Source organism: Bacillus sp. ms-22 (assembly GCF_009759805.1).
Taxonomy (GTDB): domain Bacteria; phylum Bacillota; class Bacilli; order Bacillales; family Bacillaceae; genus Bacillus; species Bacillus xiamenensis.
In genome coordinates this window covers 2157264-2178758 of record NZ_CP046653.1, presented here as the reverse complement: position 1 = coordinate 2178758, position 21495 = coordinate 2157264, and the positions used below count along the sequence as shown (strand labels likewise).

Genomic DNA, 21495 nt, shown 5'->3' with positions numbered 1-21495 from the left:
CATTTGCATTGATTAGACGGAGGGAAAACATGTCGACCAAAACAGACAATCGCCATTTATATTTGAAAGTGATTGACCGTATCAAAGAAGATATCCAAACAGGCGTATATGCCGAAAAAGAAAAGCTGCCTTCTGAGTTTGAGCTCTCAAAGCTGTTAGGCGTGAGCAGAGCGACACTGCGTGAAGCCCTTCGTATATTAGAAGAAGAGAAATACTTAATTAGAAGGCATGGTGTGGGGACTTTCGTCAACTCAAGACCGCTCTTTTCTACAGGCATTGAACAGCTGACAAGTGTCACGAAAATGATTGAGCAGGTCAATATGACGCCAGGCACCATCTTTTTATCCTCTCAAGAAGGGGAGCCAACAGAGAATGATATCATCCGTTTTCAATGTGAGGAATCCGATAAGGTTTTTTCAATGGAACGCGTTCGAACGGCAGATGGACAGCCAGTCGTTTATTGTTTAGATAAAATTCCGGTCAAACACCTTCCCGCTTCTTTTACACATGAAGAAGAGTCGCTTTTTGAGCTGTTTGGACGAGAACCGCATAGCGGAATTAAATATGCAGTTGCTGACATCGAACCGATTGGTTATCATGATCAGGTCTCACCGATACTTGAATGTGACCCGGAAACAGCGTTATTATTATTGAAACAAATGCACTATGATCAGGATGATCAGCCGGTCTTATACTCGCTCAATTACTTTCGAGCGGATAAATTCAGCTTTCATGTCATACGTAAACGATTTTAACCAAGCAGTCGCTTTCATAGGCGGTTGCTTTTTGTTTGCCCATACATAAAACCCGCAAAACTTGCCACACTAATATGTAACAGTATATAGAATTGGGTGAATGATGTTGGGCGAGAAAACAGTCAGTAAAAAGAATATTATTGCATTATCATCAGTGCCTCTAATCATGACACTTGGGAACTCGATGTTAATACCCGTACTGCCAGAGATAGAAAAGAAACTCTCGATCACTTCCTTTCAAGTCTCACTCATTATTACGGTATACTCCGTTGTGGCGATTTTGTGTATTCCAATTGCCGGTTATTTATCTGATCGGATTGGGCGAAAAAAGGTGCTCCTGCCGTGCCTTTTAATTGCCGGACTTGGAGGAGCTGTGGCAGCGGCTGCCTCAACTATCATGAAAGAACCCTACATGTGGATTCTGTTTGGCAGGGTCCTTCAAGGTGTTGGCTCAGCCGGGGCGGCACCTGTCGTCATGCCGTTTATAGGCGATTTGTTTCATGATGATGAAGAGGTCAGTGCGGGACTTGGAGCGATTGAAACCTCTAATACAGCTGGAAAGGTACTAAGCCCTATTATCGGAGCACTGCTTGCCTCTTGGTTTTGGTTTGTGCCGTTTTGGTTCATTCCGTTCTTTTCGATCATCAGCTTTCTTATGGTGCTGTTCATGGTTGAGTCCGCGAAGAAAGAGGAAGACCCACCTACATTTAAAGAATTTTTAAAATCAACAAAATCGATTTTTAAGCATGAGGGACGCTGGCTTTATGCCATTTTTGCTATCGGCGGTTTTATTATGTTTCTTCTTTTTGGTGTGCTCTTTTATTTATCCGATAACTTAGAGGCCGCTTATCAAATTACGGGTGTCAAAAAAGGCTTGCTTCTGAGTATCCCGCTCCTTTTTTTATCCATCAGTTCTTACATTGCTGGGAAAACGATCGGCAAAGAAAAAGGAAAAATGAGAATCTTTCTAATCGTTGGCATGGCTCTTTTATCAATTTCCTATCTTTTTTTATGGTGGAATCACAGTTTTTACGTATTGTTTATCTGTTTAAGCATTGGGGGAGTGGGGATCGGTATTGTTCTTCCTGCACTTGATGCTCTCATTACAGAAGGAATTGAAAAAGAGCAGTGCGGAACCATTACCTCATTTTATAGCAGTATGCGGTTTATCGGTGTCGCTTTAGGTCCACCAATTTATGCCTTTCTCATGGATAAAGGAGACTCCATTGTGTTTATTTTATCGACCATTTGCAGTCTCATTTCATTATTTTTGGTCCTCTTTTTCATCCAGCCAGATGAAAAGGATGAAAGTGAACAATTGAAAACGGTTTAAGATAGAAAAAAGACGGTATATTACCCTCTTTTTTCTTTTTTATAAATTGACATGTAAAATTTTGATAGTTAAACTAATGTATAGTAATATATTTTAAATTATCCCAAATAGGAGGTGTTCAAAAACATTCATTTTCTGTCTTTGTTTAGGCAGAAATTGAGCTCGTGGCTGATGATCAACATGTGTGTCTTCAACACGAAAGGACAATTGAATATGTCATCCTGCCATTGGCACGTTGAAGGAGACGCAGTCAGCACTTCAGCCCGCTCAAAAGCAGCAAATTGATTGAAGAACTAGAAGGAGCTTGAAGCAGCTATGTTGCAAATTATTAAAGCAAGATGGATTGTAGTAATGGTGTGGATGATCACAGCTGTAATTCTGTTTGTGACCGCACCAGATTTAGAGGAATTAACAAGAGAAAAAGGGCAGTTAAAGGTTCCGGAGGGGACACCAACAGCTGAGGCACTTCACTTATTGGATAAGCTTTCAGGTCAACATGGGAAAAAAGATACTGGTGTGATTGTATTCTCCGAACAACATTTGTTCCCTGCAAAAGAGCAGGAATTAAAAAAGGCTTTAGCTGCACTCATGACGCATGCCCCAGAACTCCACATTGACGGAATTACTTCGTATTTTCATGTAGATCCGGACATTCAAAAACAACTTTTATCAAAGGATAAAAGTACACTTCTTGTTCCATTCAAATTCGATCACTACGAAACAAAAGCTGTGAAGATTAAAGAGCAAATTGAGGAAGTTTTAAAGCCCTACAACGTCTCATATGAAATGACGGGTCAAAAATTTGTGGATTCAGATGTCATTAACAGCTCTCAACAAGGTCTGAAGAAAACTGAACTTATTACGATGATTTTTATTTTCTTTATTTTAATCATTGTATTCAGATCAATATTGGCACCTGTTGTTCCGCTCATTACGATCGGCATTTCCTATGCTGTCAGCCGTTGTATTGTCGCTTTTCTCGTAGAATATACACAATTTCCTCTATCTAATTTTACTCAGATTTTTATGGTAGCCATTATGTTCGGTATAGGAACGGATTATTGTATATTACTTTTAAGCCGTTTTAAAGAGGAGATCGGTCAGGGACGTGATGTCAAGGAGTCGATTATCATCACGTATCAATGTGCAGGGAAAACGGTCTTTTTCAGCGGTTTAGCCGTATTAGTCGGCTTCTCAAGTATTGGGTTTGCAAAATTCCAATTGTATCAATCAGCCGTCAGTGTTGCCGTAGGAGTTGGCATCCTATTAATTGCACTTATCACGATCGTTCCTTTTTTTATGTCCGTTTTCGGAAAGTCCCTTTTCTGGCCGTCTAAAAGAGAAAACATTCGTCATCCGCAAAGTAAGATATGGGAATTCGCAGGGCGTTTTTCATTTAAAAGACCGCTGATCAGCTTAGGTATTGTTGCACTCATCACTGTTCCTCCTATCCTGATGTATGACGGAACCCTTTCTTATAACAGCTTAAATGAAATTGGGACAAAGTATGAGTCAGTGTCTGCATTTAATACGATATCAGAGCAATTTGGCTTTGGTGAAGCGCTGCCGCTGAATGTGCTTGTCGAAAGCGACAGTGAGCTGGATAATCAAGAAAAGATTGTCGCGATTGAAAAGCTGACCCGTAAGTTAAATGACATTGAGGAAGTAAAAGCCGTTCGCAGTGTCACACGTCCAGTTGGAGATGGGTTGAGTCAGCTCTACGTGACTTCTCAAGCGAAAGAACTGGGCGGAGAGCTTGGTAAAGGTCATGAAGGCATCGGAAAAATTTCAGATGGATTGACCGAAACAAATCAAGCCCTTCTCAAACAAAAACCTAAAATTGAAAAATCCGCACAAGGCATTGACCAGTTGATTGATGGTACAAAAGCCATCAAAAGCGGTATCCGAGAAGTGAGAAAATCACTGATTGCTTTAGAAGATGGTGTCAAACGCAGTAAAGACGGAGTAGGAACCATTCGCACTAAAATCAAAGAAGCGAAAAAAGAATTAGAGCAAGAATATCGCAGCAGTGAAGCCATGATAAAAGAACTTGAACAAGTGGTCAGCACACTGGAACGTCACGCTGATTCGAATCAGCAGCTGATGACAACCATTAAGAAAGTAAAACAATCCTACGACAACCTATCATTTGAAGCAATAGAGAACGAGCTCCCAGAAATCAAAGACATGGATGAATATAAGGAAATCAAAAAAGTATTCAAAGACACAAAGGGAATGCTTGATCAAGCTGGAGAGCAAATGAGTGTTTACGAAGAAGAAGCATCTGCCTTTAAACAAAAGATCAAAAAAGCAGATCAAGTCATTCAAACCTTATCAAGCAGGCAAAAAGAAGTAAAACGTCAAGTAAAAGAGCTCATGACAGGTTTGGATCAAATTTATAATGGTCTGGATGAAACAAATGAAGGCCAAAAACAATTAATCAAAGAAATGCCTAAAATCGAAGATGGCGCAGATCAGCTGACAGATGGTCAAAAAGCCATGAAAAAAGGATTTACCCAGCTATTATCTAAACTGACCTTATTAACAAATGGATTAGATGAAAGTATTTCCGGGCTAGAGCAAGTCAAAAGTGGCTTTACAGAAGCAGACAGCTACTTAAAGCAGCTTCAGCAAGCGCCAGATGAAGAAATAACGGGCTGGTTTATACCAGAAGAAGTATTAAAACGCCATGAGTTTAAGAAAATATTTCATACGTACATGTCTCCAGATCGTAAATTAACAACTTTTGAAGTGATTTTAAATGTCAATCCATACAGCAATGAAGCGATGAAAGGTGTAGCAAAAATTGAGGACACCCTTGATCAATATTTACCTGTAAGTGGATTGAAAAATGCCAGCTACGGTGTATCTGGTATTTCAAGTTTAAATGTGGACTTAAAAGAAACATCTGACGGTGACTTTATTCGAACGGTTATTTTCATGTTAATTGGTATCTTCTTTATATTAATTTTATTATTACGGTCAATCGTCATGCCGATATACTTAACGCTTTCACTTATTTTAACGTATTTTACATCTATCGGTTTAACAGAATGGATTTTCAAAACATTCTTTGGCTACGATGGCGTCAGCTGGGCTGTCCCATTTTTCAGCTTTGTCATTCTTGTCACACTCGGCATTGATTATTCGATCTTCCTTATGGATCGTTTTAATGAATGGAAGGGTGAGCATGTTCAAGCATCCATGATGTCAGCAATGAGAAACATGGGATCTGTCATTATTTCAGCAGTTACCATTTTAGCGGGCACTTTTGCTGCGATGCTGCCATCAGGTGTATTATCTTTAGTTGAAATTGCAACCGTCGTACTCATTGGACTATTATTATATGCTTTTGTTGTTCTGCCGCTCTTTATTCCGGTCATGGTTCGTATTTTTGGTCAATGGAATTGGTGGCCGTTTAGAATGAAATAGCAACTAGCGTCTCTGCTATAAGCAGAGGCGTTTTTATTTCCTATCCTTTCCTCTGATTGATATAATGACTATTAAATGGCTGTTTCACGTATATATCAGCCATGTTCTAATACATAATAAATAGGATGAACAAAGGAGGTTTCTCATGACGTACTTACAAGAGAAGACATTTGCTACACCTGGTCTTCATACTCATATTGTCAAAACAGAAAAATTTAAAACAGTGACAATCCTTTTTAAAATGCTTGCGCCTCTATCCAAAGATGACGTGACCATGCGGTCTCTTTTCCCGCATGTGCTGTTAAGAGGAACAGAAAAAATGCCGAAAACAGGAGAGTTGCGAGCTTATTTCGATGAGCTCTATGGGGCAACGGTTTCGGCAGACATGGCGAAAAAAGGTGAAAATCATATCATTACATTCCGTCTAGAGATGGCGAATGAAAAATATTTAAAGGATCAGACCCCGTTATTAGAAAAAGGAATGGCCTTACTGTCTGAGCTGTTATTCCACCCGCACGTTGAAAATGGGGTGTTCAGCCCATTATATGTTGAGCAAGAAAAACGCACATTAAAACAGCGAATTCAAGCAGTCTATGATGATAAAATGCGTTATTCGAACTTAAGACTTGTGCAGGAAATGTGTAAAGGCGAACCCTATGCACTGCACGTCAATGGTGAAATGGAAGACGTCGAGGGGATTACGGCAGAAGCTCTTTTTAAAGCTTATGAGCATGCGCTTCAATCAAACCAGCTTGATTTATATGTTGTAGGAGATGTTGACGAACAAGACATCCACCGAATGGTTTTGCAGTACTTCAAAACAAATGAAAGAGAGCCGGTCAAACAAAACGCCGAATCAATTAGAACTCAAACAGAACCAAAAGAAGTCATTGATGAAGAGGATGTAAAACAAGGAAAGCTGAACATTGGCTTTCGCACGCATACAACAATTGCGGATGAAGATTATCCGGCGCTACATTTATTTAATGGCATATTCGGCGGCTTCTCGCATTCAAAGCTATTTATCAACGTTCGCGAAAAGGCAAGTCTTGCCTACTACGCTGTCTCTAGACTTGAGAGCTTTAAAGGTTTGATGATGGTCATGTCCGGTATTGAAGTCGGCAACTATCAGCAAGCAGTAGACATCATAAAAGAACAATTTGATGCAATGCAAAAAGGTGATTTTTCTGATGAAGCCATTGATCAAACAAAGGCTGTCGTCAAAAATCAGCTGCTGGAAACGATTGATACGTCTTACGGGACAGCAGAATACTTATATCAGCATGCAGTCGTGCCAACAGGCGAGACCCTTGATTCCTTTTTAGAGGCGTTAGACCGAGTGACAAAAGAGGACATCATCAAAGTGGGTCAGAAAATCGAATGGGATACGACCTATTTTCTTAAAGGAACGGAGGGTGCTTCATGACGGTGAAAACCATTCAATTCGATCAACTGCAAGAGACGGTATATCATGAAAAAATGGACAGCGGTCTTGATGTTTATGTGCTGCCAAAGCAAGGATTTAATAAAACATATGCGACCTTCACAACGAAATATGGCTCTGTCGATAACGAATTTGTACCGCTTGGCAAAGAAGACATGATCCGTGTGCCTGACGGAATTGCCCATTTCTTGGAGCATAAGCTGTTTGAAAAAGAAGATGGAGATGTGTTTCATACCTTTAGTAAACAAGGAGCAGCTGCAAACGCATTTACGACGTTTACAAGAACGGCATACTTATTCTCAAGTACCGCAAATGTCGAACAAAACCTTGAGACGCTCATTGATTTTGTGCAGGAGCCTTATTTCACTGAAAAGACGGTTGAAAAAGAAAAAGGCATTATCGGTCAAGAAATCAATATGTATGATGACAATCCGGACTGGCGTTTATTCTTTGGTTTGATCGAAAACCTATATCAAGAACACCCAGTGAGAATTGATATTGCAGGAACAGTCGAGAGCATTGCGCCTATTACAAAAGACCATTTGTATGAATGCTACGAAACGTTCTATCATCCAAGTAATATGCTCCTTTTTGTTGTCGGTCCCGTTGACCCGAAACAAATTTTAGATCAGGTAAGAGCGAATCAGGCAAAGAAGCCATTTACAGACCAGCCTGAGATCAAGCGGAAAGACATCAATGAGCCTGAACAAGTGTATCGAAAAGAATATGAATTAAAAATGAACGTACAAGGCTCTAAATGTATGTTTGGTTTGAAAACAAAAAATCCTCATAAAAAAGGCAAACAGCTTCTGAAACATGAACTTGGAATGAATCTCATTTTAGAGACGCTGTTTGGGAAAAGCTCCTTACAATATGAGAGAATGTATGAAAAAGGCTTAATTGATGAGACCTTCAGTTACGACTACACAGAAGAAGGCGGCTTTGGCTTTACATCAATTGGCGGAGATACAAACGATCCTGATCAGCTCGCAAAAGAATTAAAAGAAACCCTTCTGCAAGCAAACAGCCTGATCACAGAAGAAAAAATTGAGCTCGCTCGCAAGAAAAAAATCGGCAGCTTCCTAAAAGCCATGAACTCTCCAGAATACATCGCCAATCAATTCACGAGATATGCGTTTTTAGAGATGAGCTTATTCGATGTCGTGCCAGTGCTCGAGCAAATTCAATTAGCAGATATTCAGCAGATCTTACAAGAAGAGATTGATGAAGAACGGATGTCTGTGTTTAAAGTCGTTCCAAAAACAAAATAAATGAGAAAAAGACAAACTCGAATCAAAAGAGTTTGTCTTTTTTATGTCCAATGGAAAAAAATAAATTGGATTGAAAGAATTTAGATTGACAATCGTTTTGTTCGTTAGTTAAACTCTTTAATAGTTAAACAATTAAACTAAAGGGAGCAGCGTATGGTACAAGATAAAATTGCCCAACTTATCCAGAGATATGCGGACGTCTATCTCATGATGGAAAAAAAAGTATCGAGTATGATTACGGAAAAGCTTGATAAAGAACTGACCCTTGATCAGTATTACTCGCTTCGTTACATTAATTTACATCCAGGATGTACTTCAACAGATCTTGCCATTGAATGCAATGTCAATAAAAGTGCTGTGACATCCATGACCAATCGCCTTTTTAATAAAGATTATATTTATCGTGAGCATGATCAAGCTGATCGAAGAAATGTTCACCTTTATGTGACTCCAGAAGGCAAAGATGTCGTCAGTCGAATGGAAAAGCAGCTACAGGATTTAGTTCGGTCATATTTAGAAAAGTTTGAAGAAAAAGAAATCGCATCATTCATTCAAACATATGAAAAGATTTATCAAATTATCATCGAAGAGGAGGCACAAAGTACTAATGAGAGCAATCATAAAGGGTAGATGGCTAATCACCATTCTTTGGATCGTGCTAACGGCAGTCTTATTAATGACAGCTCCTAATATGGCACAATTAACAAAAGAAAAAGGGCAAATTTCTGTTCCAGATGGCTATCCTTCCTCATACGCCAATCAGCTATTAAAGAAAATGTCTGAAAATGGGGATACGGAAAAATCGATTGTCATTGTTTTTCAAGGAAAAGATATCGTAAAAGAAAGAGAAGTGTCCTTGAAGAAAGCTATGGAGATTTTAGAAAAAGATCAAGATCTCCACGTTGAAGACATCACTTCGTATTTTGACGCGAGTAAAGATATCAAAAAACAAATGCTCTCTAAAGATCAAACGACGCTGCTTGTTCCAGTGACATACGACTCGAACAAAATCAAAGCATCTGTTTTTAAAGAAAAAGTCAATGAAAAGCTAAAGAGTCTGAACCTGACATTTGAAATGACAGGGCAGCCGCTGATTGATGATGATGTGATCACAAGTTCACAAGAGGGCCTGAAGAAAACGGAATTCATTACCATAGGGTTTATCCTCATCGTTCTTGTGCTTGTCTTTAGATCAGTAGTGGCACCGCTTGTTCCATTAGTAGCAGTGGCACTTTCCTACTTGGTCAGTCAATCCATTGTCGCTTATCTAGTAAAGTATGTAGACTTTCCGCTCTCGACCTTTACTCAAATTTTTATGGTTGCGATCATGTTTGGGATTGGAACCGACTACTGTATTCTACTGCTAAGCCGGTTCAAAGAAGAACTATCGCATGGAAAAGATAAAATTGAAGCAATTATTACAACATATAAAACGGCAGGTAAAACGGTTTTATTTAGCGGAATTGCTGTCCTTATTGGCTTTACATGTATCGGTCTAGCTCAATTCCAGCTGTATAAATCAGCTGTAGCAGTTGCGGTAGGTGTCGCTGTGCTCATTCTAGCACTCCTGACTGTCGTTCCATTCTTTATGGCTGTTTTAGGAAAAGTGTTATTCTGGCCGATTAAAGGGGATATTGCTCATCCTCAATCGAAAATGTGGGAAACAGCAGGGCGCTTTTCATTTAAAAAACCACTTTTCAGCTTATTGATCGTTGGTATTATTACTCTTCCGCCGATTCTCATGTATAAAGGGACACTGTCCTATAACAATTTGGACGAAATCGGTGATAAATATGAATCCGTTCATGCGTTCAATACCATTTCTGACAAATTCGGACCAGGTGAAGCACTCCCAGCTACCGTTGTGGTGAAATCATCTGATCTATTAGACAATAACAAAGGGCTGATTGCTGTTGAAAAGCTAAGCCGCGCGATTGAACAAACAGATGGCGTGAGTAAAGTAAGAAGCGCAACACGTCCTGTTGGTAAAGGCCTGAATGATCTTTACGTGAAAACACAAGCCAAAGAGCTGAATACCGGACTTGATAAAAGTAATAATGGCTTGAAATCGATCCAAGATGCTCTTACAAAAATGAGTAAATCCATCGAGGATCAAACACCACAAATAAAATCATCAGGAAAAGAGATTAATAAGCTGATTTCTGGAACTGAATCCGTACAATCAGGTATTCAAAACGTTGAAAAATCGTTGAGAAAACTGCAAAGCGGGATCGATCAAAACAAAAAAGGCGTTTCCAAAATCAAAGAAGAAATAAAGGGTGCAAAAAAGGAATTAACGGATCAGGTCGCACAAGTGAACGAGCAAGTTGCGCTGTATAAAAGCATCTCCAAAGAATTAAAGGCAGCATTGGCGCAAGTCGATACGTCTTCTTCTGCCGCAGCGGATGTAAAGGCTATGATCAGTCAAGCGAATAAACAATTCAGTACACTTGAAAATCAAATTCCGCAAGTAAAAGAAAATGAATCGTATCAAGCCATTAAAGCTTCTTATAACGAACTTTCTGCTATTTTGCAAGAAGGGGCCAAACAGGCTGATAGCTATGCAAAGCAAGCAAAAGAAGCGAAAAAACAGCTTGAAGCAGCAGACGCCTTTATCGCAAAAGCAACAGAACAGCAAAAAGTGGTTACAAATAAAATTGATCAGCTGATTGCTGGCTTAGACGCCATTGAAAAAGGTCTGGAACAAACGTCTAAAGGGCAAGAACAACTGGCTGATGGAATGCCTAAACTTGCAAATGGCGCGGGAGAGATTATTAACGGTCAAAAACTAATGAAAGAAAAGATTGGCAGCTTTGGGGATGATCTGACCAAACTGACTGATGGTCTAAATAAGAGCGTAGATGGACTTGGAAAAATCTCCAGCGGTCTTATGGGGGCAGGTGACTACTTAGACGAACTGAAAAATGCACCAGATCAAGATATGGCTGGCTGGTTTATTCCAAAAGATGTGCTAAATAACAAAGCATTTAAGCAAGTATTTGACTCCTACATGTCGGATGACCGCAAGATGACAAAGATTGATGTCATTTTAGAAAACAATCCATATGGCAACGACGCCATGAAAACGATCAAACAAGTAGAAGCTTCGGTAAAACGTGCACTTCCTGAAACAAACCTAAAGGATGTTTCGTTTGGTGTATCTGGTGTTTCCAGTATGAACGCAGATTTAAAACAGCTGTCAGACCAAGATTTTAATAAGACGGTTCTTTACATGATGATCGGTATTTTCCTCATACTAGTGATTCTGTTCCGTTCTCTCGTTATGCCGCTTTACTTAGTTGGATCGCTTGTTTTGACGTACTTTACAGCCATAGGTGTAACGGAATTTATTTTCACCCATTTCTTCGGTTACCCGGGCATTAACTGGGCTGTTCCATTCTTTGGCTTCGTCATCCTTATGGCACTTGGAGTCGATTATTCGATTTTCTTAATGGAGCGCTTCAATGAATACAAAACGAAAGATCTTCAGTTTGCCATGACGGAATCAATGAAAAATATGGGATCTGTTATTATGTCTGCTGCCGTCATTTTGGCAGGAACATTTGCAGCGATGCTGCCTTCGGGTGTGCTGTCACTCTTACAGATTGCAACGCTTGTTCTGACAGGACTTTTACTGTATGCACTCGTTGTGCTACCATTGTTCGTACCTGTGATGGTGAAGATGTTTGGATCAGCAAACTGGTTCCCATTTAAACGAAAAGAATAGGTATTCCATAAAGAAAGTAGGAACAATGTATGAGTCGTTGGGCGCTGATTACGGGTGCCAGTGGCGGGATTGGGCAGGCGGCGGCCAAAAAGCTTGCCCAAGAAGGTTGCCATCTGATACTCCATTATCACCAAAATGAACAAGCCGCAGTTCATCTTTCCGCTCATTTGGAAGAAGCATATAAAATAGAGACGCACGTCGTTCAAGCGGATTTAGCCAAAACAGGCGGAGCAGCTGAGATTGTCAGCCGTCTGCCGGTATGTCCAGATATTCTTATTTTAAATAGCGGGAAAAGTCATGTCGGATTGGTGACAGATACAGAAAAAGAAGTTCTAGCCAGCATGGTGCAGCTTCATGTCACAAGTCCTTATGAGCTAACCCAATCTTTATTGCCTTCAATGATTCAAAAAAAGGCAGGTCACATTATTGCGGTTAGCTCAATATGGGGAGAAACAGGTGCATCGTGTGAAGTGCTGTACAGCATGGTCAAAGGTGCGCAAAATGCCTTTATAAAAGGACTCGCAAAAGAGCTTGCCCCAAGTGGAATTAGAGCAAATGCGGTCTCACCAGGGGCTGTTCAGACTGATATGATGCAAAGCTTCACGCAAGAGGACCTTTCAATGCTGAAAGAAGAGATTCCACTCGGCCGTCTTGCAGCACCTGAAGAGATAGCAGAGGTCATTTGGTTTCTCGCCTCAAAACAGTCAAGTTATATCACGGGTCAAATATTATCAGTGAATGGCGGCTGGTACTGTTAAAAAACGTGTATAATTCGTCTCTCCATGACAAAAGCTATGGCTGTAATTCATCTTTTCGAATGGAGGAATCGACATGTCTGTACTTGAGAGCTGGGACCATTGGAAAAACTTTTTAGGTGACCGTTTAAATCATGCACAGGATAAAGGTTTATCAGATGATACAATCAATCACCTTGCGTATGAAATTGGCGGATATCTGGCTAATGAAGTCGAGGCAAAGAACGAGCAGGAAAGAGTACTTGCTGACCTTTGGAGCGTTGCATCAGAAGATGAGCAGCGTGCCATTGCAAACATGATGGTCAAGCTGGTTGAAAATAATAGCTCACACTAAACAAAAAGGGGGGCGTTTGTGCCTCTCTTTTTATTTTAACCGATTCACAACATTGTGCTTTCTAAAAATGTGAAAATGCTTTATGATAAAGGAAGGTAAAAATTTGCCACAATGAAGGGGGTAATATCATTTGGCAAAGCTCGAATGGTATTTTGAATATGAGATACAGGTCAACCGTCCCGGACTTTTAGGAGACATTTCTTCTTTAATGGGGATGCTTTCAATTAATATTGTGACAATTAATGGTGTTGATGTATCAAGACGCGGAATGCTTCTGCGCTGTGACCACACAGATCAAATTAAGCGCCTTGAATCAATTTTAAATACAATGGAAACGATAAAAGTAACAAAATTAAGACAGCCAAAACTTCGTGACCGCTTAGCCGTTCGTCATGGAAGATACATACAGCGGGATGCTGATGACAAAAAGACGTTCCGTTTTGAAAGGGACGAGCTTGGTCTGCTTGTTGATTTTATGGCTGAGCTATTTAAAAAAGAAGGACATAAATTGATTGGCATTCGCGGAATGCCGCGGGTTGGAAAAACAGAATCAATTGTTGCTTCAAGTGTATGTGCAAGCAAGAGATGGCTGTTTGTGTCGTCTACTCTCTTGAAACAGACGATCCGAAGTCAGCTGATTGCAGATGAATACAGCCCAGATAACGTCTTTATCATTGATGGGATTGTGTCGACAAGACGAGGTTCTGAGAAGCACTTGCAGCTTCTAAGAGAAATTATGAGACTGCCTGCAACAAAAGTGGTGGAGCATCCAGATATCTTTATTCAAAATTCAGAATATACAATGGATGATTTCGACTATATCATTGAACTGCGTAATAGTGCAGACGAAGAAATTACATATGAGCACGCTGAAGAACCACAAGTGTTTGATCATTCTGGTTTTTCTGGCTTCGATTTTTAATATGGTAATGGTAGGTGTTTGTTTTGACTGAATTGGGAAAACGGCTCGTTGAGGCCAGAGAGGAAAAAGGGATGTCGCTGGAGGATCTTCAGATGGCTACCAAAATCCAAAAGCGCTACTTGCTAGCAATCGAACAAGGAAACTATGATATTATTCCAGGTAAATTTTACGTCAGAGCGTTTATTAAACAATATGCCGAAGCCGTTGGACTTAATCCTGAACAATTGTTCGAAGAATTTCGTAAAGATGTACCAAGCATGTATAACGATGAAGTGTCTGATACATTATCCAATATTAAGCCGCAAAGAGAGCTGCCAAAGCCTGCTTCAAAGGTGCTGGAGCTGCTCCCGACGATTTTAATCATTGGAGGCATCCTTGTCGTCATCGCCATTATCTATGTGATCGTGCAAGCGGTCAACCATGACAGTGGTCAGAAAAATAATCAGACGGCTCCGCAGCAATCTGAATCTAAATATGAAGTGTCTAAAGATTCATCACTTGCAAAGGACCAAAAGAAAAAAGAAAAATCTTCGTCAGAGGATCAAGAAAGCACATCCACAAAAGACGATTCTTCTAAAGATGAGTCATCAAAAGACGATGAAGCTGTTTCTTTGAAAGCGACGAATACAGAAGGATCAACGACAACGTATGAAGTATCAGGTGCAGAGGACATGGAATTAACCATTTCTGCCACTCAGGCTTCATGGTTTCGTGTGAGAGACGAATCTGGCAACGTGCTCAAGATGGGTGAACTAAAAGACGGTGATTCGTTTAAAACAGATATAACTAAGCTCTCTCAGGTGGATATCCGCCTAGGGAACGCGACTGGGATTGACATAAAGGTCAATGACGAGAAGCTGAAGTACGAATTAGACCCTAAGAACACCATGACACAGAACATTGTGATTGTGAATAAAGGAAAGGAAAAGTCATCTTAAGCAAGTAGATGACTTTTCTTTTGTTCCTACTATTAAATACATAAAAAATGCTTTATTGGAGGATTGGAATTCATGTTTAACTTACCGAATAAAATTACGCTTTCTAGGATCGCTTTGATCCCTGTGTTTATGATCATTATGCTCGCTCCTTTAGACTGGGGTGTTGCACGCTTTGGTGACGTCAGCATTGAAGTGGCTCACCTTGTCGGAGCGATCTTGTTTATAGTGGCTTCGACAACCGATTGGATTGATGGTTACTATGCCCGTAAACTCAATCTAGTAACAAACTTTGGTAAATTTTTAGATCCGCTTGCAGATAAATTGCTTGTTTCAGCGGCTTTAATTATACTTGTTCAGTACAACCTTACTCCGGCTTGGATGGCGATTGTAATCATTAGCCGTGAATTTGCCGTAACGGGTCTAAGGCTCGTTTTAGCTGGAGGCGGTGAAGTGGTAGCGGCCAATATGCTTGGAAAAGTGAAGACGTGGGCGCAAATCATTGCGATTTCAGCACTTCTATTGCATAACCTGCCGTTTGAACTTGTATCATTCCCGTTTGGTGATCTTGCGATGTGGGTAGCGGTGTTCTTCACTGTTGTCTCAGGCTGGGATTACTTTGCGAAAAACTGGGAAGCTTTAAAGAATTCTAATTAAAAAGGACGTGTACGCTTTGAAGTCAGAGAGAAAAGCAGAAATTATTGCAGTCGGTTCTGAACTTTTGCTAGGGCAAATTACGAATACGAATGCACAATTTATCAGCAAACAGCTAGCTGAAATGGGTGTGAATGTTTATTACCACACAGCAGTTGGTGACAATCCAGAGCGTTTAAAACAGGCCATTCAAGTGGCGCAGGAAAGATCTAATTTTATTATCTTCTCAGGTGGTCTTGGACCAACTAAAGATGATTTAACAAAAGAAACCATTGCAAATACGCTCGGCAAAGAGCTTGTACTAAATGAAGAAGCATTTGAATCAATCCAAGATTACTTCAGAAAAACCGGACGTGATATGTCTCCGAACAACCGGAAGCAGGCACTCGTTTTAAAGGGTTCTGATGTTCTTGCCAATCGCTTCGGAATGGCACCAGGTATGTTTATTCAAGAGGGAGATACGTTTTATATCCTGCTTCCTGGACCGCCAAGTGAACTACATCCGATGTTTGAAAACGAAGCAAAGCCGCTTATTTCTGAGAAACTCGGCTTGAAGGAAAAAATTGTGTCTGTCGTCCTGCGTTTCTTCGGCATCGGTGAATCTCAGCTTGAAACAGACCTTGAAGATTTAATTGATGCTCAGACCAACCCAACGATTGCACCGCTGGCAGGTGACGGGGAAGTGACCTTGAGGCTTACAGCCAAGCATGAGGATGAACAAGAAACGGAGCGTCTGTTAAAAGAAACAGAAGCACAAATTTTAGAGCGGGTTGGCGAGTACTTCTACGGATATGGTGATACATCGCTTGTCCGTGAAGCGTCCAAAGCATTGCACGAACAAGGGAAAACAGTAGCAGCGGCTGAAAGCCTGACTGGCGGCATGTTTTCTGAATGGCTGACCGATCTTGAAGGCGCATCGTCGATTTTGCGCGGCAGTGTCGTTTGTTACACAAATCAAGTCAAGCAGCAGGTGCTCGGCTGCCGGGAGGAAACGTTATCTTCTCATGGTGCTGTCAGCAAAGAGTGTGCTTTAGAGCTCGCTGAAGGGGTTAGAAAGCTGACCGGAAGTGATATTGGTATTAGCTTTACGGGTGTAGCAGGCCCTGATACCCAAGAAGGACAGCCTGTTGGAAAAGTGTTCATTGGGCTATCCACAAAAGATCGGACAGATGTGTTTGAGTGGATGTTTACAGGCAGTCGATCAGGTATTCGCAAGCGTGCTGTGAAATATGGTCTGCATCACCTCCTCAAATTATTAAAAGAGAGTTAATTTTGTTTTTTACTAGGTTTACTCCTTTATAAAAGAGCATTTTCTCTAATAGAAACAGCACTTTTCTTAAATCATCTGCCAATAAAAAACGAATATGTGTTCGATTTTTTCTTGGCAAATGACGTAAAACAAGGTATAGTATAGATAGTGGAATTGATAAAGGAGGAAACAATAGAATGAGTGATCGTCAAGCAGCCTTAGATATGGCTCTTAAACAAATAGAAAAACAGTTTGGTAAAGGCTCTATTATGAAACTAGGAGAACAAACAGATACACATATTTCAACAGTACCAAGTGGTTCGTTAGCACTTGATACTGCGCTTGGAATAGGTGGGTATCCTCGCGGCCGTATTATTGAAGTATATGGTCCAGAGAGTTCTGGTAAAACGACAGTAGCACTTCATGCAATTGCTGAGGTTCAGCAGCAGGGAGGACAAGCTGCGTTTATCGATGCAGAACATGCGCTAGATCCGGTTTATGCTAAAAAACTAGGTGTCAACATTGATGAGCTGCTGCTTTCTCAGCCGGATACAGGAGAACAAGCACTGGAAATTGCAGAAGCACTTGTCCGCAGTGGTGCAGTTGATATTGTTGTCATTGACTCAGTAGCTGCTCTTGTACCAAAAGCAGAGATCGAAGGAGATATGGGAGATTCACACGTCGGTCTTCAAGCGCGTTTAATGTCTCAAGCCCTTCGTAAACTGTCAGGTGCCATCAACAAATCGAAAACCATTGCGATCTTTATTAACCAAATTCGTGAAAAAGTAGGGGTTATGTTCGGTAATCCTGAAACAACACCTGGTGGGCGTGCACTGAAGTTCTATTCGTCTGTTCGTTTAGAAGTACGCCGTGCTGAACAGCTGAAACAAGGCAACGACATTATGGGGAATAAAACGAGAATTAAAGTCGTAAAAAACAAAGTGGCACCGCCATTCCGTGTTGCGGAAGTAGATATTATGTACGGTGAAGGAATCTCAAAAGAGGGAGAAATCATCGACCTTGGAAGCGAACTAGATATCGTACAAAAGAGTGGTGCATGGTATTCTTATCAAGAGGAACGTCTTGGACAAGGCCGCGAAAATGCGAAACAGTTCCTAAAAGAAAACAAAGACATCCTTCTCATGATTCAAGAGCAAATTAGGGAGCACTATGGCTTGGATACAAACGGTGTGAAACCAACCGAAGAAGAAGGACAAGAGGAACTGGAATTTAATGACTAAAAAGACGCTGAAAAAAAAGCGTCTCAGATTGTTGACAAAAGGCTCAAATGATCTTTATTTTAGCCCTTTGTCTTCTTTTTAGTGTGATAGAAAACCTTTGCAGTCTAGGAAGGACGAGGACCAGAGCAGAGCGAATTTGCCATTCGTGAGCACCGGCACGCAGGACTGACACCGAATGCGAGGGTTTGTCTACTCTCTAAGACGCTGAAAAGCGTCTTTTTTTTACAATTACATGACAGCTAGCGGGTCGAAAGTTCTGTTTTTGCTTGAAATAACGACTTACGCCTCAGTCTGACTAGCTTGACAAGTATTTCCGACACAATTACAATGAGAATGTATCACTTGTTTTTCTTAACATGATTGATAACTAATTTAAACTTGACAAGGGCAGTGAGGATCTCATTCCCTGTGAAGGCCCTGTATGTTGAGACACAAAACAATGTACATGCCGACACTTTATTTGTAAAACCAAGTTCATAGCAAGAGGAGGTGAAAATATGTCGCCTACGATGTTTACGATCATCTCCATTTTGCTGAGCCTAATCTGTTTAGTTGTTGGCTACTTTGTTCGTAAAACCATTGCAGAAGCAAAAATATCCGGCGCAAGAAACATGGCCGAACAAATTGTTGAGGATGCAAAGCGTGATGCGGAAGCATTGAAGAAAGAAGCGCTCTTGGAAGCGAAAGATGAAATTCATTCGTTTCGTGTAGAGGCGGAGCAAGAAGTTCGTGAAAGACGTAATGAGCTTCAAAGACAAGAAAACCGTTTACTTCAAAAAGAGGAAAATCTGGATCGTAAGGACGAATCTTTAGATAAACGGGAGTCCCTGTTGGAGAAGAGAGATCATTCTCTGAATGAACGACAACAACATATTGAAGAGATGGAAAGCAAAGTGGATGATATGATTCGTTTGCAGAAAGCCGAGTTGGAGCGTATTTCTAGTCTAACTCGAGATGAAGCGAAACAAATCATTCTGGATCAAGTTGAAAATGAGCTTTCCCACGACATTGCAGTCATGACGAAAGAATCTGAAAACCGGGCGAAAGAAGAGGCTGATAAAAAAGCGAAAAATATTCTTTCACTTGCGTTACAGCGTTGTGCAGCTGATCATGTAGCTGAAACAACGGTATCTGTAGTCAATCTTCCAAATGATGAAATGAAAGGTCGTATTATCGGACGTGAAGGACGAAATATCCGTACGTTAGAAACGTTAACAGGTATTGACCTAATCATTGATGATACACCTGAAGCTGTCATCTTATCGGGCTTTGATCCGATTCGACGTGAAACAGCAAGGATAGCTCTGGACAAGCTAGTCCAGGATGGACGTATTCATCCTGCACGAATTGAAGAAATGGTGGAAAAATCACGCCGTGAAGTCGATGATTATATCCGCGAGATGGGTGAGCAAACGACATTTGAAGTTGGCGTTCACGGTCTGCATCCGGATCTCATCAAAATTCTCGGTCGCTTAAAATTCCGTACAAGTTATGGACAAAATGTCCTGAAGCATTCCATTGAGGTTGCACATCTTGCAGGTCTCATGGCTTCAGAGCTTGGAGAAGATGCAAAGCTTGCAAAACGAGCAGGTCTTCTGCATGACATTGGAAAAGCCATTGATCATGAAGTAGAAGGAAGCCACGTAGAAATTGGCGTTGAGCTTGCGACGAAATATAAAGAGCATCCTGTTGTCATCAACAGTATTGCATCTCACCACGGTGACCAAGAACCGACATCGATTATCGCTGTTCTTGTTGCGGCAGCTGATGCATTATCTGCAGCACGCCCTGGTGCAAGAAGTGAGACGCTTGAAAATTACATTCGGAGACTTGAGAAATTAGAAGATATCTCTGAATCTTATGAAGGTGTTGAAAAATCGTTTGCGATACAGGCTGGACGTGAAGTACGTATTATGGTGAAGCCAGATTCAATTAATGATCTTGAAGCTCACCGTCTAGCAAGGGATATTCGTAAGCGGATTGAGGACGAGCTCGATTACCCTGGTCACATTAAAGTGACGGTCATTCGAGAAACTCGCGCAGTAGAGTATGCAAAATAGAGCGGTGCGCTTAGCGCCGCTTTATTTTTTTGTGTAAATATGCAACACTGATAAGAAGATCATTTTATAAGAGAAAGGGTTCAAAGCGCATGAAAATATTATTTGTTGGAGATATCGTCGGTTCACCTGGCAGAGATACACTGAAAGAATACTTACCAAAGCTAAAGAAAAAATATCAGCCGCACTTTACCATTGTGAATGGAGAAAATGCTGCTCACGGAAAAGGTCTCACTGAGAAAATCTATCATGAGCTGCTTCAATCAGGAGCTGATGTGCTCACGATGGGGAACCATACATGGGACAAAAGAGACATTTTTGATTTCATCGATGACGCAGCCAATATTGTTCGTCCAGCTAATTTCCCGGAAGGTACGCCTGGGAAAGGTCTCACTTTTATTAAAAAACAAGGAAAAGAATTAGCTGTCATCAACTTGCAAGGCCGCACATTTTTACCGCCAATTGACTGCCCGTTTCAAAAAGTAGATGAGCTCATTGCGGAAGCATCAAAACGGACACCATTTATTTTTATTGATTTCCATGGTGAAGCGACGAGTGAAAAGCAAGCAATGGGCTGGTATACGGATGGCCGTGCATCGTGTGTTGTTGGAACGCATACACATGTTCAAACAGCAGATAACCGTGTATTGCCAAAAGGAACTGCGTATATTTCAGATGTTGGAATGACAGGTCCTTATGACGGCATTTTAGGTGTTGACCGGGAAACGATTATTAAACGATTCAAAACGAGTCTGCCTGTCCGTTTCGAAATTGCAGAAGGTCGCACGACATTAAGTGCAGTGATCGTAGAAATTGACGAACAGTCGAAAAAAGCTGTCAAAATTGATCGAATTTTGATAAATGATGACCATATTTTCTTTGAATAAATATTCACATATTTATTTCAGCAAAATATTAATCAGAAAGAAGGAATATGCGCCCTCTATCGTGAATATAGTAAAAATGGTAGGTAGCCTGCTATTTTTGAAAAACATTTTGGGGATGGATTTTCAAAAAAATAGCCACATCTAACAAAGATTGTTCTAATGAACACTCACTTATCCATTGTAAATTTAAGGGGGAGCAAAAATGGAAATTTTAAAAGTTTCAGCAAAGTCAAATCCAAATTCAGTAGCGGGAGCATTAGCCGGCGTTTTACGTGAACGCGGTGCAGCGGAAATACAAGCAATCGGCGCTGGAGCACTGAATCAGGCGGTCAAGGCTGTCGCCATTGCAAGGGGATTTGTTGCGCCTAGCGGAGTGGATTTGATATGTATTCCGGCCTTTACTGACATTCTTATCGATGGAGAAGAAAGAACAGCAATCAAACTGATTGTTGAACCACGATAATTCTAATTTTATTATTTTCAACCTGCTTACATCATG

The 21495-nt window shown here is 40.7% G+C and carries 17 protein-coding genes; all 17 read left to right on the top strand.

Going from position 1 to position 21495, the window contains the following annotated elements:
* The first annotated feature begins 29 nt into the window (after window positions 1-29).
* The 17 genes from GPA07_RS11375 to spoVS all read left to right on the top strand — a co-directional run bounded on the left by GPA07_RS11375 (window position 30) and on the right by spoVS (window position 21459).
* Entirely contained in the window at window positions 30-755 is a 726-nt protein-coding gene (locus GPA07_RS11375; RefSeq protein ID WP_008358051.1) for a GntR family transcriptional regulator, read from the top strand.
* A gap of 103 nt (window positions 756-858) precedes the next feature.
* On the top strand, window positions 859-2088 hold the full coding sequence (locus GPA07_RS11370; protein WP_232532160.1) for a bacillibactin exporter BcbE: 1230 nt from the start codon (window positions 859-861) through the stop codon (window positions 2086-2088).
* A 315-nt stretch (window positions 2089-2403) separates the two neighbouring features.
* Window positions 2404-5520 (top strand): MMPL family transporter, encoded by a 3117-nt coding sequence (locus GPA07_RS11365; protein ID WP_157292552.1) that lies wholly within the window; start codon window positions 2404-2406, stop codon window positions 5518-5520.
* A 145-nt stretch (window positions 5521-5665) separates the two neighbouring features.
* Entirely contained in the window at window positions 5666-6946 is a 1281-nt protein-coding gene (gene yfmF, locus GPA07_RS11360) for an EF-P 5-aminopentanol modification-associated protein YfmF (RefSeq protein WP_008358045.1), read from the top strand.
* A complete protein-coding gene (gene yfmH, locus GPA07_RS11355; RefSeq protein WP_008358042.1) occupies window positions 6943-8235 on the top strand; it encodes an EF-P 5-aminopentanol modification-associated protein YfmH in 1293 nt (430 codons plus the stop codon). The genes yfmF and yfmH overlap by 4 nt, the downstream gene beginning before the upstream one ends.
* Window positions 8236-8388: 153 nt before the next feature.
* Window positions 8389-8865 (top strand): MarR family winged helix-turn-helix transcriptional regulator, encoded by a 477-nt coding sequence (locus tag GPA07_RS11350; RefSeq protein ID WP_071167600.1) that lies wholly within the window; start codon window positions 8389-8391, stop codon window positions 8863-8865.
* Window positions 8843-11962: an MMPL family transporter gene (locus tag GPA07_RS11345; protein WP_157292551.1), complete on the top strand. Its 3120-nt coding sequence runs from the start codon at window positions 8843-8845 to the stop codon at window positions 11960-11962. The genes GPA07_RS11350 and GPA07_RS11345 overlap by 23 nt, the downstream gene beginning before the upstream one ends.
* Before the next feature lie 29 nt (window positions 11963-11991).
* Complete coding sequence (gene ymfI / locus GPA07_RS11340; RefSeq protein WP_008358036.1) at window positions 11992-12720, top strand: elongation factor P 5-aminopentanone reductase; 729 nt, start codon at window positions 11992-11994, stop codon at window positions 12718-12720.
* A gap of 73 nt (window positions 12721-12793) precedes the next feature.
* Complete coding sequence (locus GPA07_RS11335) at window positions 12794-13051, top strand: DUF3243 domain-containing protein (RefSeq protein WP_008358034.1); 258 nt, start codon at window positions 12794-12796, stop codon at window positions 13049-13051.
* A 130-nt stretch (window positions 13052-13181) separates the two neighbouring features.
* Window positions 13182-13973: a DUF3388 domain-containing protein gene (locus tag GPA07_RS11330; protein ID WP_003211480.1), complete on the top strand. Its 792-nt coding sequence runs from the start codon at window positions 13182-13184 to the stop codon at window positions 13971-13973.
* Between the two features lie 23 nt (window positions 13974-13996).
* The gene (locus tag GPA07_RS11325; RefSeq protein ID WP_071167598.1) at window positions 13997-14911 is read left to right on the top strand and encodes a helix-turn-helix domain-containing protein; all 915 of its coding nucleotides are present in this window, start codon (window positions 13997-13999) and stop codon (window positions 14909-14911) included.
* 72 nt (window positions 14912-14983) lie between these two features.
* Entirely contained in the window at window positions 14984-15565 is a 582-nt protein-coding gene (pgsA, locus tag GPA07_RS11320) for a CDP-diacylglycerol--glycerol-3-phosphate 3-phosphatidyltransferase (protein ID WP_071167597.1), read from the top strand.
* 16 nt (window positions 15566-15581) lie between these two features.
* Entirely contained in the window at window positions 15582-16832 is a 1251-nt protein-coding gene (locus GPA07_RS11315; RefSeq protein WP_157292550.1) for a competence/damage-inducible protein A, read from the top strand.
* Window positions 16833-17008: 176 nt separating this feature from the next.
* Window positions 17009-18052, top strand: a complete 1044-nt coding sequence (gene recA / locus GPA07_RS11310; RefSeq protein ID WP_008358025.1) for a recombinase RecA — start codon at window positions 17009-17011, stop codon at window positions 18050-18052.
* A gap of 497 nt (window positions 18053-18549) precedes the next feature.
* A complete protein-coding gene (rny, locus tag GPA07_RS11305; RefSeq protein WP_003211958.1) occupies window positions 18550-20112 on the top strand; it encodes a ribonuclease Y in 1563 nt (520 codons plus the stop codon).
* Window positions 20113-20201: 89 nt separating this feature from the next.
* On the top strand, window positions 20202-20996 hold the full coding sequence (locus GPA07_RS11300; RefSeq protein ID WP_008358024.1) for a TIGR00282 family metallophosphoesterase: 795 nt from the start codon (window positions 20202-20204) through the stop codon (window positions 20994-20996).
* Window positions 20997-21198: 202 nt separating this feature from the next.
* Entirely contained in the window at window positions 21199-21459 is a 261-nt protein-coding gene (spoVS, locus tag GPA07_RS11295) for a stage V sporulation protein SpoVS (protein ID WP_003211281.1), read from the top strand.
* Window positions 21460-21495: the final 36 nt, after the last annotated feature.